We start from the raw sequence: 13,750 nt of genomic DNA, 5'->3' as shown, positions 1-13,750 counted from the left end.
CGGTCGCCCGTTATCGTAAAGCTCGCTGCGGCCAGTCTGTCCGTCATTGTCGCCCCTCGGTTGTCGTAGCCATGAAAGTTGTCAACGTAGTCCCCATTTCGCGAAAAGTGCAACTGTCGTAGCCGAAAATTTTCCGGGCGTATTTTTCGTTTGTTGTACCGGCTAGTTCTTCCTTGTCCACGGTGTCCACCCGCCACCACATGGAACCGCGCGTCGGGCAACAGGGCTAACAGGCGCTCGCCCACTGCGACCGGGCTATACGGATCGGCGTCGCCCCAGAGCAGCAGAACCGGCTGCGAAATGCGGCCAGGCTCGCTTTCCAGATCCGCCTTGAACGTCACGAACCAGTCAGGAAACGACGGATTCGACTGGACGAATGCTTCGCGCCAGTCCTCGGCGCCCAGCCCTTCCATATCGACGCCCCCGGACGTGACCGAAAGCACGAGATGGGTCAACGAGATCCGGCTTCTCCAGCGCCGCACGAATCGCGATCACGCCGCCCATCGACTGCCACGAGGGCGGTGGGCCGGTCGAGCTGCGCCACGACACGACGCACGAGATCGTCGAAGTTCCGAACGTCCGGCGCTGCCGGTTCCGCACCGAATCCGGGGTAACCCACCAACACGCGGGCGGCGCCCGAATTCAGCCGGTTCGCGAGGGGTTCCCAGAAGCCCGTGCTGCCCGAGGCGCCCGGCAGGAAAAGCAGTTGCGACGGTGTTGGTAAAGAGGGTTCTCCATAAGCGGTATCGACACTCGCAGTCGATTCAACGCTGCGCACGGCCACGATTTTCGATGACCGCGACGTATCGGAGCACGCCAGCCGGCGCGACGCGCCCGCCTCGGGTCAGCCCGGCTCCGGCCCGATACCCTGCGCGCTGGCGGCCGATTCGACGAGCCACACCAGCATCTCCATCTTCGACTGCCCCATGCGCTTCGAGGTCAGACGCGAATCGACCAGATTGACCACCACGAGGTCGAGCGACGGCACGACGATCGCATACTGCCCGAGGTATCCATCGGCCCAGAAGGTCGGCAGCAGCAACGACGCGCGCGGGCCGCGCGTTCCGCTCGCCGGCACGCTCGTCCACCACATGTAGCCGTAGCCGCCCGTCGGCGTATCGGAATACGGGCGCGTCGATTCGGCCACCCATTCGGCCGGCACGACCTGCCGGTCGCGCCAGCGGCCGTCGTGCAGATACAGGAGCGCGAAACGGGCGAGGTCCCGCGCGCTCATGTCGAACGGGTAAGCGGGATATCGCGTGGCCGTGCCACCGGAGACGTAGCGGCCATCGGATGGTCGGTAGTCCTGCATACCGATGGGATCGGCAATCTCCGTTTTCAGCGCCTTGTAGAAGTCTTCGCCGGTGGCCTGCCCGTAGATCGCGCCGACCGCGTTGAAGTCCCAGTTGTTGTAATACCAGAACGTCCCCGGCGGATGGCTGTAGCGCGGCGGCTTGCTCGCCTCCATTGCCGCCGTCTCGTAGACGGTGGGGTGATAAATGCCCGAGCGCGCCTCCAGCAGCATGCGCACGGTCGCCTGCTTTTCCTCGGCGGACAGCGCGGGTTCGTTGTCGTCAATGCCGAGTTGCGCCAGGGTGTCGTCGGGGTGCATCTGTCCGCGCGCCACGGCAATGCCGATCAGCGCGCTCATGAAGCTCTTGCGCGCCGAGTGCAGATTCGATTTCCTCGATACATCGCCCCATTCGGCCACGACGAGTCCGTTACGCACGATCATGCCGGAGGTCGAGCCCTCCCGCTTCGCGTAGGCAACGGCGCGCTCGATGCCTTCCTGCGAGAAGCCCTGAGTCTGCGGCGCAACGGTTTCCCACTCGGCGCCGGGGAATGGAGACTGCGGGCTATACGCGCCGGCCGAGGCAGCCGCTGTGGTTGCGGGTGGTTCGGAAGCGCATGCGCCAAGCAGCAGCGCGAGGCCGCCAGCGACGACCCATTGAACCTGAAGCCTGCGAACCCAGAACCGGATCATGCCGCTGTCCATCGCCTCGCCCCCCATTGCCCGTGTTGGTGTACCGCGCGCACTGTACCACTGCTTGCGTTGCCGTCTCGCCTGAGGACCTGCCGCGCCCGCTGCGGCAAGGGAGTGAGTCGCGCCGCCGTGTATCATCCGCTATCGGTCCGCCATTGGCCCGATAACCCCCACCCCGCCACACGGAGCCCGCAGTTTGAACCACCAGCGCGTTACCATCGAGCAGATCGGCGAGTTCGACGAGATCGTCGACGCGAGAACGCCGCTCGAATACGCCGAGGATCACATTCCCGGCGCGATCAACGCGCCAGTGTTGAGCAACGAGGAACGCGTGCGCGTGGGCACGCTCTACAAGAGTTCGCCCTTCGACGCCACGCGCATGGGCGCGGCCATCGCCGCGCGCAATATCGCTCACCACCTCGACACGCTCTTCGCCGACCGGCCGCGCAACTGGCGCCCGCTCATCTACTGCTGGCGCGGCGGCAAGCGTTCGGGCTCGATGACGGCGATGTTCAACATGATCGGCTGGCGTGCGCGTCAGCTGGAGGGCGGCTACAAGACCTACCGGCACACCGTGCTGGAGGCGCTCGGCACCCTGCCGGGGGCGTTCCGCTATATCGTGCTGGCCGGCCCCACGGGCAGCGGCAAGACGCGCCTGTTGCAGGCGCTAGGCGTGACGGGCGCGCAAACGCTCGATCTCGAAGAGCTCGCGGCGCATCGCGGCTCGCTGCTGGGCGCGTTGCCCGAACGCGGGCAGCCTTCGCAGAAGGCATTCGATACGGCGCTCGTGCAGCAGTTGCGCGCATTCGATACCGCACAGCCGGTGTTCGTCGAAGCGGAGAGCCGGCGCATCGGTGCGATTACGCTGCCGGTGGCGCTCGTCGAAGGCATCCATGCGGCGCCCTGCGTCGTCGTGGAAGCCACGCGCGAGGAACGCTGCGCGCTGCTGCTGGCCGAATACGGGCATCTGCTGCAAGAGCGGGACTACTTGCGCGAGCAGTTGCAAAAACTCGTGCCGCTGCACGGGCGCGAACGCGTGCAAGCATGGTGTGCGCTGCTGGACAGCGACGCGCGTGCGGCGTTGACCGAAGCGCTGATCGTCGAGCACTACGATCCGGCCTATACGCGCAGCAGCCGGCGCCACTTTGCGAAGCTGGAAAAGGCGCCGCGCTTCGCCTTTCATCCGATGCGCGACGATACCGCCGCACAGGCGAGCGCCTTGCTCGCCTCGCTGCGCGAGGCATAAGCGCCCCGCTACCCGAGGCTTGCCGAAAAAGCGCCCGGGCCTGCGAGGCCCGGGCGAAGCCACCGGATGTCCGATGGCGGAGGTATCGGCAATTCAACTCAGGACAACTGAGTATTGCGGCAGCTTAACGGCTGTACATCGCATTCCAGTCCTGCGGCGACACAGTTGCGCCGCCGCCCGCCTGCGACGAGCCGCTCGCCACGCCACCGTAGGCACTGTTGCCGTTCATCGCGGCCACGCGTGCCTCGGCGGCCTGGATCGCTTCGGGATAGTGGGCGTTGTCGCCGTCGCCCATGTGGTAGCCCACCCGCTGGAGCTGGACGATTTCGGCGCGCACCTGGGCGCGCGTGACGGGCGCATTCGACTGGGCGAACGATGCAGCGGGAACGATAAGGGCAGCGGCAACAGCAACGGCTTGAATCAGGGACTTCATGGTATTGACCTCCATTTGACTAGTGCGGTCCGGATGCGCAGGTATGTGCACTCGACCGATGTACGCAGTCTAGGGGGATCGAAGCCAAGGGTTAACCCCAGTCTCATCAGAAGATCTTTCCAATCCGTAGCAGAATCCCGCAAGCCCCGCCAGGCGGGCGTTTGCGGGATGCGCGAGCGCCGGTCGCCCGGCGGTTCCGGTGCTGATACGCAGCCCTTATTTCGTGCCGGCGATATCGGTTGCGAGCGCAAGGAGCGCATCCACATGCGCGTCAACCCTCGCGTCGTAGCGCACCGCCGGGCCGTCGGCAGGCGTCACGCGGCGCGGGCCGCCCTGCACGGCCGCTTCGATCAGGCGGCGCAGACTGGCGGCATCGTCGGGCGGGAAGACGTGCTTCGCCGCGTCGCCAATCGCATCGCAGCAGCCGATATTCGACGAGAAGATCACCGGCGTGCCGCACATGACCGACTCGATGCCCACGAGCCCGAACGGCTCGTACTTCGAGGCGAGGATCGTGTAATCGGCGGCGCGATAGGCGTTTTCGAGATCCTTCACGTAGCCGATATAGCGCACGCGCGCGCTCTCGCGCTCGGGCGCGCGTCCTGCCACGGCCACGACCACCGGCAGATCGAGTGCCTCGACCACGGCCTGGATGAGCGGCAGCCCTTTGCGGTCGTGGCTGCTGGAGGGGAACAGCAACACGGTTTCGTGCTCGCCGAAGCCATAGGACGCGCGCAGCGCGGCGCGGGCGGGCGCGTCCACGGGAGAAAAGCGCGCACCGTCCACGGGCGGATAGAGCACGCGAATCTTCGCGTCGTCCACGCCGTAGAGTTCGAGCAGTTCCGTGCGCATCAGGTCGGAGTGCGCGACCACCACGCGGGCGCGCTCGTACTGGCGGCTCTCCAGCGCGATCTGCCAGCGGTCGGAGCGGCGCATCCTGCGGCCCGTCGCACGCAAAAAGCCGCGGTGCGTGCCGCCGCAGATGGCGATCTCCGACGAATCGACCCGGTTGCAGCCGATCAGGACATCCACGCCGGCACGCCGGCGCAGGGCCGCGAGCCGCATGGAAAACCACGCATCGCGCAGCTTGCCGGGCAAAAACGAGACCGGAATGCGGTAGCGCTCGACCATCTGGCACTCGGGCACCGAAAGGTCGAACTTGCGCGCGAAGAACGCGGGCCGCTGCCCGCGGGCCGCAAAGCCGCGCACGAGGTCCATCGCGTAGCGTTCGAGGCCGCCGCTATGTTTGAGCGCGTTGCTGGAGAGGCCGATCTTCATGCCGGGGTTCGCCAATGCGCCGTGCTCAGGCCGCGTTCTGCTGGAACTGGATCTGATGCAGATGCGCGTACAGCCCGCGCTGTTCGAGCAACTGCTGGTGCGAGCCCCGCTCCACGATGCGCCCGGCTTCCATCACGAGAATGCGGTCCGCGCGCTCGATGGTCGAGAGCCGGTGCGCGATCACGAGTGTCGTGCGGCCCTTCATGAGCGTTTCGAGCGCGGCCTGCACATAGCGTTCGGACTCCGAATCGAGCGCCGAGGTCGCTTCGTCGAGAATCAGGATCGGCGCGTCCTTGTAGATCGCGCGCGCAATCGCGAGGCGCTGGCGCTGGCCGCCCGAGAGCTTCATGCCGTTGTCGCCCACGAGCGTCTCCACGCCCTCGGGCAGCGCAGCGACCGTGTCCCACAGGTTCGCCGCGCGCAACGCCTTCTCCACGCGCTCGAGGTCCGCGGTCTCGCCATACGCCACGTTGTTCGCCACGGTGTCGTTGAACAGCGTCACGTCCTGGCTCACCATCGCGATCTGGCTGCGCAGCGCGTGGATGTCGTAGTCGGGCAGCGCTACGCCATCGACGAGAATCTGCCCGCCGGTCGGATCGAAGAAGCGCGGCAGCAGGTTCACGAGCGTCGTCTTGCCGCTGCCCGAGGGACCCGCGAGCGCGATCATCTCGCCCGGCGCCGCGCTGAACGACACGCTTTCGAGAATCGGCCGCCCATTGCCGTATTCGAACGACACGCTGCGGAACTCGATTTCGCCGCGCGCCCGTTCGAGCGGCTTGCCGCCGCCGATGGGCTCGGCCGGTTCGTCGATCAGGCCGAAGATCAGCTCGGCGGCCGTCATGCCCCGCTGCAGCGGCTGGTTCACGTCGATCAGGTGCTTGAGCGGCGAGATCACGAGCAGCATCGCGGTCACGAAGGAGACGAAGCCGCCCACCGTGGTCTGGTCGTGCGCGGCCTGCACCACAGCGATCGTCACGACGATGGCGAGCGCAATCGAGGCGAGGAACTGCGTGATCGGCTGGGCCAGACCGCCGGAAACCGTCAGGCGCATCTGATAGCCGCGCAGCCGCTTGCTCAGCTCGCCGAAGCGATTCATTTCGTACTGCTCGCCGTTGTGCACCTTGACGACCTTGTAGCCGCCCACCGTCTCCTCGACGATGTAGGAGAGGTCGTTGGTCAGCAGCTGGTAGTCGCGGTTCAGGCGGCGCAGGCGCCGGTTGATCTTGCTGACGAGCCAGCCGATGGCCGGCAGCAGCACGGCCACGATCAGCGCGAGACGCCAGTTGATGATGAAGAGATAGCCGATCAGGCCGACCACGGTGAGCGAGTCGCGCACGGAGGTGACCAGCACGGCCAGCAGCACGTTCAGGATCTGGTTCACCTCGAAGACGATGGCGTTGATGATCGTACTCGCCGTCTCGCGCTGGAAGAACCCGACGCTCGCGTGAATCATGCGCTCGAACATCTTGAGGCGCAGCTCGAGCAGAATCCGGTTGGACACATACTGCAGCAGATAGCCCGACGCATACTGCGCGAGGCCGCGCACCACCGAAAGGCCGATCACGGCGACCGGCACGAGCCATCTGGCGACGGGGCTGCCCTTGGCGCCGAAACCGTGGTCGATCAGCGGCTTGAGCAGCGCGGGAATGCCGGCCTCGGTCGCGGCCACGATAGCCAGCGTCAGGATGGCGCCGATCAATACCCAGAATTGCGGCTTGACGTACGGCCACAAGCGGCGGCCAACCTGCGCGGGGTCGGACTTCTCGCCGCCGGCGCCGATCGGCTTGCTGAGGGTGGACTGGGTGGGCTTGTCGCTCAAGGAATCCTCTGGGAACGCATACGGAAACGGTTGCCCGGCGCGTGGGCGGACAACGGGGTATGGCATTGTAATCGCTCGGCGCGCCGGGACGCTCGGCCGGACCGGAACCACGGCCCCGGCGTGGGCGCCGCGCGACGGTAGACAGCCGACGCGTTTAGGGGACGGAGCAGGCGCAGCCGTCCCGCGGCGAGGCGGACCGGCGGGTAGACGCATGGTCTAGAATACGCACCTCGGCGCGGCGTGCCGCCCGCCGAAGGCACGCGTGCCTCCAGGTCATCCCCTCAGAACAGGCGTCATTTTCATGTCCGCAGGACTCTCCTCGACCCCGCAAGCCCAACGGACCCCGAACGGCCAGACCAACCAGACCGACCAGACCGACCAGACCGACCAGACCGACCAGACCGACGATACGCAGCGCGCAACGCTTTCGGTGATCGTCGTGGCGATGAACGAGGCGCACGACATTCGCGACTGCCTCGAATCGGTGCGCGGGCTTGCGACGGAAACGATCGTGTTCGACTCCGGCAGCACGGACGGCACACCCGACCTGTGCCGCGCGCTCGGCGCCCGCGTGTTCGAGACCGACTGGCCCGGCGACGGTCCGCAGAAGAACCGGGCGCTGGCCGAAGCACGCGGCGACTGGGTGATGTGCCTCGACGCCGACGAACGCCTGAGCCCCGAACTGCGCGCAGAACTGGACACGCTGCTCGCCGCGGGCACGCCGCACGCCGCCTTCTCGACGCCGCGCCGCTCCAGCTTCTGCGGCCGCTTCATGAAGCACTCGGGCTGGTGGCCGGACCGCATCGAGCGGATCTTCCGGCGCGGCAGCGCGCGCTTCACCGACGTGCGCACGCACACGCACCTGGAGATCGCGGGGACGACAGGCCGCTTCGACGGCCCGATCATTCACATTTCGATGCCCGACCTGCACGAGGCACTCGAGAAGACCAACGCCTATTCGAGCGCGGGCGCGCTGACGATGGCCGAGGCGGGCAAGCGCTCGTCGCTCGGCAAGGCGCTGTTCAAGGGTTTCTGGGCGTTCTTCCGGACCTGGGTGATCCGCGCGGGCTTCCTGGACGGTCCCGAGGGGCTGATGCTCGCGATCAACAATGCGGAGACGACGTACTACCGCTACGCGAAACTCGCCCTGCTCACGCGGGACGGGAAGGTCGCCAGGAAGGTCGCCAGAAAGCGCGGCGGGTGACAAGGCGAACGTGCAGGCGGCAGACGCCGCCCGCACGTTCAGCGCCCCGCCTCAGTAGACGATTTCGATTGCGCTGCCGGCGAACTCGCCGCGCAGCGCCGCAAGGAGGTCGTCGGTCGGCTTGACGCGCCAGGCGTCGCCCAGCCGCACTTCGCCTTCGGCGCGCTCGCCGCGATACACGATCTGCACGGCCAAGCCGTTCGGAATCACCGCCTGGCTGCGTTCGCGGTCGCGTCCGCCATAGCCGCCGCCGCCGCTATACCCACCTCCGCCCCCATCGCGCCCGCCACGCCCGCGTGCCTGCTCCACGGGCGCGGGCAGCGTATCGTCGGGCTTCGCGCGATGCGCTTCGAGCACGGCGCGCAGCGCGTGCGCGTCCGCATTGCCGTTCATCTGCACCTTCACGGCCTGCGCATAGCGGCTGCGCGCGCGCTCCAGATCCATGACCGTATCCACCGTGAAGCGGATGCCGCCCGTGAACGCGTCGTTGCGCGCGCCGCCCTGCACGACCAGCAGCTCGTCTTCCTTGAAGAGCGCCTTGTGCGCCTCGTACTGCTCGTTGAACACAGTCACTTCGCACTGGCCCGAGCCGTCGTCGAGCAACGCGATCAGCATCTTGCCGCGCTGGGTCATCTGCGTGCGCAGCGAAGCGATCACCCCGGCGATCAGCTTGTCGCGCCCTTCCTTCAGGTCGCCGATCTTCTGGCGCACGAAGCGGCGCACTTCGTCCTTGTACGCATCGAACAGGTGGCCCGAGAGATAGAACCCCAGCGCGCCCTTCTCCTCCTGGAGCTTGCGCTTTTCGGGCCACGCGGGTTCGTCCACGAGTTCGTGCCCGGCCAGCGGGGCGTCGCCCATGTCGAAGAGGCCCGCCTGCAGCGCGTTCGCGCTCGCCTGGTCGGCGGCTTCCATTGCGAGCGGCACCGAAGCCAGCAGTTGCGCGCGGTTGCCGTTGAGCGTGTCGAACGCGCCCGCGCGGATCATCGCTTCGATCGTGCGGCGGTTCACGAGGCGGCGGTCGATGCGCTCGCAGAAGTCGAACAGGTCCGTGAAGGGCCCGCCCTCTTCGCGCGCGCGCAGCACTTCCTCGATGGCGTTCTGGCCGCTGCCCTTGATCGCGCCGAGGCCGTAGCGGATGGTGCGCGAGCGCGAGCCATCGGCTTCGGCCACCGGTTCGAAGCGGTACGCCGACGCGTTGACGTCCGGCGGCAGCACCGCCATCTTGTTGGCGATGCAGTCCTCGAAGAGGATTTTCACCTTGTCGGTGTCGTCCATGGCGAGCGAGAGGTTGGCCGCCATGAATTCCGCCGGGTGGTGCGCCTTGAGCCACGCCGTGTGATAGGCGAGCAGCGCATACGCGGCCGCGTGCGACTTGTTGAAGCCGTAGCCCGCGAACTTCTCCATCAGGTCGAAGGTCTCGTCGGCCTTCTCGCGCGTGAGGCCGTTCTTCGCCGCGCCTTCCGCGAAAATCTCGCGGTGCTTGGCCATTTCCTCGGGCTTCTTCTTGCCCATCGCGCGGCGCAGCAAATCCGCGCCGCCAAGCGAATAGCCGCCGATGATCTGCGCCATCTGCATCACCTGCTCCTGGTAGACCATGATGCCGTAGGTCTCTTTCAGGACAGGTTCGACGCGCGGGTCCGGATAGTCCACCGTTTCGCGGCCGTGCTTGCGCGCGCAGAAGCTCGGGATCAGGTCCATCGGGCCCGGACGGTACAACGCCACGAGCGCGATGATGTCCTCGAAGCGGTCGGGCTGGGCGTCCTTGAGCATGCCCTGCATGCCGCGGCTTTCCAACTGGAACACGGCGACCGTGTTGGCCTTCTTGAGAATCTGGAACGACGCCGGGTCGTCGAGCGGCACCTGGGCGAGCGACCAGTCCTGCTTCGCCGGATCGAGCATGCGGATGTAGCGTTCGGCCCAGTCGAGAATCGTGAGCGTGGTGAGGCCCAGAAAGTCGAACTTCACGAGGCCGACGGCTTCCACGTCATCCTTGTCGTACTGGCTCACCACGCCGCTTTCGTCGCCTTGCGTGTAGAGCGGGCAGAAGTCGGTGAGCTTGCCCGGCGCGATCAGCACGCCGCCCGCGTGCATGCCCACGTTGCGCGTGAGGCCCTCCACGAGCTGCGCGAGGTCGAGCAGCTGGTGCACTTCGTCTTCGTTGTCGTAGCGCTCCTGCAGGAGCGGCTCTTCCTTCATCGCGTCGGCAATGGTGACGTGCTTGCCCGGCTTGAACGGAATGAGCTTCGCCACGCCGTCGGTGAAGTTGTAGCCGAGGTCGAGCACGCGGCCGATGTCGCGCACGGCCGCCTTCGCGGCCATGGTGCCGAAGGTGGCGATCTGCGAAACGGCATCGGCGCCGTACTTCTCCTTCACGTACTGGATCACGCGGTCGCGGCCGTGCTGGCAGAAGTCGATGTCGAAGTCGGGCATCGACACGCGTTCCGGGTTCAGGAAGCGCTCGAAGAGCAGGTTGTAGCGCAGCGGATCGAGGTCGGTAATGCCGAGCGCGTAGGCGACCAGCGAGCCCGCGCCCGAGCCGCGGCCCGGCCCCACCGGCACGCCGTTGTTCTTGGCCCAGTTGATGAAGTCCGCAACGATCAGGAAGTAGCCCGGGAAGCCCATCTTGATGATGGTTCCGCACTCGAAGTCGAGCCGTTCGTTGTAGCGCGCTCGCTCGGCCTCGCGCTCCGCTTCGTCCGGATAAAGCTGCACGAGGCGCTTTTCCAGCCCTTCGCGCGAGAGCTGCACTAGGTAGTCGTCGAGCGACATGCCATCGGGCGTGGGAAAGAGCGGCAGCCTCGGCTTGCCGAGTTCGAGCGTCAGGTTGCAGCGCCTCGCGATTTCGACGGTGTTCGCGAGCGCCGAGGGAATGTCCGCGAACAGCGCGGCCATTTCGTCCTGGGTGCGAAAACGCTGATCGGTCGTGAAGCGCTTCTGACGACGCGGATTCGCGAGAATGTCGCCTTCCGAAATACAGACGCGCGCTTCGTGCGCGGTGTATTCCTCGTCGGTCATGAACTGCATGGGGTGCGTCGCGACCACCGGCAGCTTGAGCTGCGCCGCGAGCGCGACCGCCTGCTGCACGTAGGGCTCGCCGCCCGGCTGGCCGCAGCGTTGCAGTTCGATGTAGAAGCCGTTCGGGAACAGCTTCGCCCAGCGCTGCGCATGACGTTTCGCGCTTTCGGCGTTGCCCGCCGCGAGCGCCATGCCGATGTCGCCCTGCTGCGCGCCCGAGAGCGCGAGGAGCCCTTCGGCCATGCCCGCTTCGAGCCACGCGACGTCGATTTCCGCACGGCCCCGGTACTGGTTCGTGAGCCACGCCTTCGAAAGCAGCTCGCACAGATTCAGGTAGCCGCGGTTGTTCTTCACGAGCAGGAGCAGCCGCGAGGGCTTGTCGCGGTCGTCGGGATTCGTGATCCAGACGTCGCAGCCGGCGATGGGTTTCACCCCTTTGCCGCGGGCTTCCCTGTAGAAACGGACGAGGCCGAATGCGTTGCCGAGGTCGGTGAGCGCGAGCGCGCCCTGGCCGTCCTTCGCCGCCGCCTTGACGAGGTCGTCGAGACGCACGATGCCGTCGGCAATCGAGAATTCGGAGTGGACGCGAAGATGAACGAAGCGGGGATCTGACATGGGCGTCATTGTACCTCTACGATCCGGCGATTTTTGCCGCGGCTTGCGTGCGCGCCGGCGCCGCTGCGCGCGTGCCGCGGCCTTGCGCGGCGTCGGCGCGGCGCAGCGCAAGGGGGGCGAGACAACGTGCGGCAGGCGCGCCGCCGCCCGGTTGAGGGATAATAGCGGATTGCGCCCGCCGCCCTGCCCGCGGGCCCGTCCGTTTCCGCTTTCAGTGTTTGGCCATGCGTATCCTCAATCTTTCCTCGTACCAGTTCGCGACGCTCGACAAGACCGCCGAATGGCGGCCGCTCGTGCTGGCGCGCTGCCATGAACTCGATTTGCGGGGTACGATCCTGCTCGCGCCGGAAGGCATCAACCTGTTCGTCGCGGGCGAAGAAGGCAACGTGCGTGCCTTCATGGACTACATCAACCACGACCCGCTCTTCGAAGGCAAGTTCGCCACCCTTCGCTTCAAGGAAAGCGTCTCCGAAACGCGCCCCTTCAATCGCATGCTCGTGCGCCTGAAGCGCGAGATCATCACGATGAAGAAGCCGGCGATCCGTCCCGAAGAAGGCCGTGCGCCCTCGGTCGCGCCCGCCACGCTCAAGGCCTGGCTCGACCGCGGCCACGACGACGCCGGCCGCCCGGTGGTGATGCTGGATACGCGCAACGCCTTCGAAATCGACGTCGGCACGTTCGAGCACGCGCTCGACTACCGCATCCACAAGTTCAGCGAATTCCCCGCCGTGATCGAAGCGAACCGCGCCGACCTCGAAGGCAAGACGGTCGTCTCGTTCTGCACGGGCGGCATTCGCTGCGAGAAGGCCGCGATCCACATGAAGGAAGTGGGGATCGAAAACGTCTATCAGCTCGAAGGCGGCATCCTCAAGTACTTCGAGGAAGTGGGCGGCGCGCACTACCACGGCGACTGCTTCGTGTTCGACCAGCGCACCGCGCTCAACCCCCATCTCGAGCCGACCGGCACCGTGCAGTGCTTTGCGTGCCGCGCCGTGGTGACGCCCGCCGAGCAGGCTTCGCCGCTCTACGTGGCCGGCACGAGCTGCCCGGCGTGCCATCCGGCGCGCGCGCAGGACGGCGCCGCCGCGGGCGAAGCCGCCGCAACGGCTTGAGCGCCCCGGGCGCCGGGTTAGCGTGAATTCGACAGCCGCGGCGCCCTACCGGGGCCGCTTCGCGCCTTCGCCTACCGGCCCGCTGCACTTCGGCTCGCTGGTTTCGGCGCTGGCAAGCTGGCTCGATGCGCGCGCCCACGGCGGCACGTGGCTCGTGCGCATCGAAGACATCGACGGTCCGCGCACGGTGCCCGGCGCGGCGCAGGACATCCTCGCCACGCTCGGACACTACGGCTTGCACGCCGACGAAACGCCCGTGTGGCAAAGCGCGCGCGTGGATCGCTACCGCGCGGCGCTGGACCGGCTGATCGCCGCGGGCCACGTGTATCCGTGCGGCTGCACGCGCAAGGAAATCGCCGATTCGCAGCTACGGCTGCATCAGCGCAACACCACGCTGATCTATCCGGGCACCTGCCGCGGCGGGCTGCACGGCAAGCCCGCGCGCGCGTGGCGCCTGCGCGTGCCCGACGATGACGATGAGCCCGGCCGCGCGGGTATCGGCGGCAATCCGGCGCTGATCCGCTTCGGCGACCGGTGGCAAGGCCCGCAGCAACAGGACCTCGCGACCGAAGTGGGCGACTTGGTGCTGCTGCGCGCGGACGGCCAGTGGGCCTACCAGCTCGCCGTGGTGGTGGACGACGCCGGGCAAGGCATCACGCACGTGGTGCGCGGCGCGGACCTGCTCGACTCCACGGCGCGCCAGATCTGGCTGCAACGCTGCCTGGGCGTGCCGACGCCCGCCTGGCTGCATGTGCCGGTCGTGACCAACGCCGAGGGCGAGAAGCTCTCGAAGCAAACCGGGGCGCAGGCACTCGATACGGCACGCCCGCTCGATGCACTGCTCGCCGCGGCGCGGCATCTGGGGCTCGATTTGCAGGACCCGGCGCCCGCTTCGCTCGCAGCGTTCCAGGCCGATGCGATCGATGCCTGGCGGCGCAAGCTCGCGCAACTGCCGGTTATCAATCAGAAGTCGTGAACTAAAACCCGCGGCCCAAAATGCAAAACGGCGTGCCCGAAAGCACGCCGTTTCTCTATGCGCCGCGA

9 protein-coding genes and 1 pseudogene are annotated in these 13,750 nt (G+C 67.0%); 4 read left to right on the top strand and 6 right to left on the bottom strand.

The genetic code is table 11. From position 1 onward, the window contains the following. Positions 1-185: 185 nt before the first annotated feature. Positions 186-778: pseudogene (locus BFE01S_RS45805) on the bottom strand (alpha/beta fold hydrolase); the annotation flags it as partial. A gap of 66 nt (positions 779-844) precedes the next feature. Further along, complete coding sequence (locus tag BFE01S_RS38655; protein ID WP_169742632.1) at positions 845-1,984, bottom strand: serine hydrolase domain-containing protein; 1,140 nt, start codon at positions 1,982-1,984, stop codon at positions 845-847. Positions 1,985-2,180: 196 nt separating this feature from the next. On the opposite strand from BFE01S_RS38655, the gene mnmH reads away from it, so the two are divergent. Further along, on the top strand, positions 2,181-3,230 hold the full coding sequence (gene mnmH, locus BFE01S_RS14895) for a tRNA 2-selenouridine(34) synthase MnmH (RefSeq protein ID WP_028226211.1): 1,050 nt from the start codon (positions 2,181-2,183) through the stop codon (positions 3,228-3,230). 124 nt (positions 3,231-3,354) lie between these two features. On the opposite strand, the gene BFE01S_RS14890 is transcribed toward mnmH, so the two are convergent. The 3 genes from BFE01S_RS14890 to msbA form a co-directional block, all read right to left on the bottom strand. Next, entirely contained in the window at positions 3,355-3,663 is a 309-nt protein-coding gene (locus BFE01S_RS14890) for a DUF4148 domain-containing protein (protein ID WP_028226210.1), read from the bottom strand. 216 nt (positions 3,664-3,879) lie between these two features. After that, positions 3,880-4,941 carry a glycosyltransferase family 4 protein gene (locus tag BFE01S_RS14885; RefSeq protein ID WP_028226209.1) on the bottom strand — a complete coding sequence of 354 codons (1,062 nt, stop codon included), beginning with the start codon at positions 4,939-4,941 and terminating at the stop codon, positions 3,880-3,882. A gap of 25 nt (positions 4,942-4,966) precedes the next feature. Beyond that, positions 4,967-6,760 (bottom strand): lipid A export permease/ATP-binding protein MsbA, encoded by a 1,794-nt coding sequence (gene msbA / locus BFE01S_RS14880; RefSeq protein WP_028226208.1) that lies wholly within the window; start codon positions 6,758-6,760, stop codon positions 4,967-4,969. Positions 6,761-7,061: 301 nt separating this feature from the next. Here msbA and BFE01S_RS14875 point away from each other — a divergent pair, with 301 nt between their 5' ends. Beyond that, positions 7,062-7,964: a glycosyltransferase family 2 protein gene (locus BFE01S_RS14875; RefSeq protein WP_084169855.1), complete on the top strand. Its 903-nt coding sequence runs from the start codon at positions 7,062-7,064 to the stop codon at positions 7,962-7,964. Positions 7,965-8,015: 51 nt separating this feature from the next. Here the strand turns inward: BFE01S_RS14875 and dnaE are convergent, their stop codons facing one another. Beyond that, positions 8,016-11,603 (bottom strand): DNA polymerase III subunit alpha, encoded by a 3,588-nt coding sequence (dnaE, locus tag BFE01S_RS14870; protein ID WP_028226206.1) that lies wholly within the window; start codon positions 11,601-11,603, stop codon positions 8,016-8,018. Between the two features lie 215 nt (positions 11,604-11,818). Between dnaE and BFE01S_RS14865 the strand changes: the two genes are divergently transcribed. After that, entirely contained in the window at positions 11,819-12,706 is an 888-nt protein-coding gene (locus BFE01S_RS14865) for a sulfurtransferase (RefSeq protein ID WP_028226205.1), read from the top strand. Positions 12,707-12,728: 22 nt separating this feature from the next. Beyond that, on the top strand, positions 12,729-13,682 hold the full coding sequence (gluQRS, locus tag BFE01S_RS14860) for a tRNA glutamyl-Q(34) synthetase GluQRS (protein WP_028226204.1): 954 nt from the start codon (positions 12,729-12,731) through the stop codon (positions 13,680-13,682). The last annotated feature ends 68 nt before the right edge of the window (positions 13,683-13,750 follow it).

The sequence above is a fragment of the Paraburkholderia ferrariae NBRC 106233 genome, assembly GCF_000685035.1.
Taxonomy (GTDB): domain Bacteria; phylum Pseudomonadota; class Gammaproteobacteria; order Burkholderiales; family Burkholderiaceae; genus Paraburkholderia; species Paraburkholderia ferrariae.
Note: the sequence above shows the minus strand (reverse complement) of the source record. Positions and strands in the feature narration are given on the sequence as shown.

Excerpts from the sequence above, each read along its gene's own strand:
- BFE01S_RS38655 (WP_169742632.1), bottom strand. The coding sequence starts at position 1,984 with ATGATCCGGTTCTGGGTTCGCAGGCTTCAGGTTCAATGGGTCGTCGCT.
- BFE01S_RS14890 (WP_028226210.1), bottom strand. The coding sequence starts at position 3,663 with ATGAAGTCCCTGATTCAAGCCGTTGCTGTTGCCGCTGCCCTTATCGTT.
- BFE01S_RS14885 (WP_028226209.1), bottom strand. The coding sequence starts at position 4,941 with ATGAAGATCGGCCTCTCCAGCAACGCGCTCAAACATAGCGGCGGCCTC.
- BFE01S_RS14875 (WP_084169855.1), top strand. The coding sequence starts at position 7,062 with ATGTCCGCAGGACTCTCCTCGACCCCGCAAGCCCAACGGACCCCGAAC.
- dnaE (WP_028226206.1), bottom strand. The coding sequence starts at position 11,603 with ATGACGCCCATGTCAGATCCCCGCTTCGTTCATCTTCGCGTCCACTCC.
- BFE01S_RS14865 (WP_028226205.1), top strand. The coding sequence starts at position 11,819 with ATGCGTATCCTCAATCTTTCCTCGTACCAGTTCGCGACGCTCGACAAG.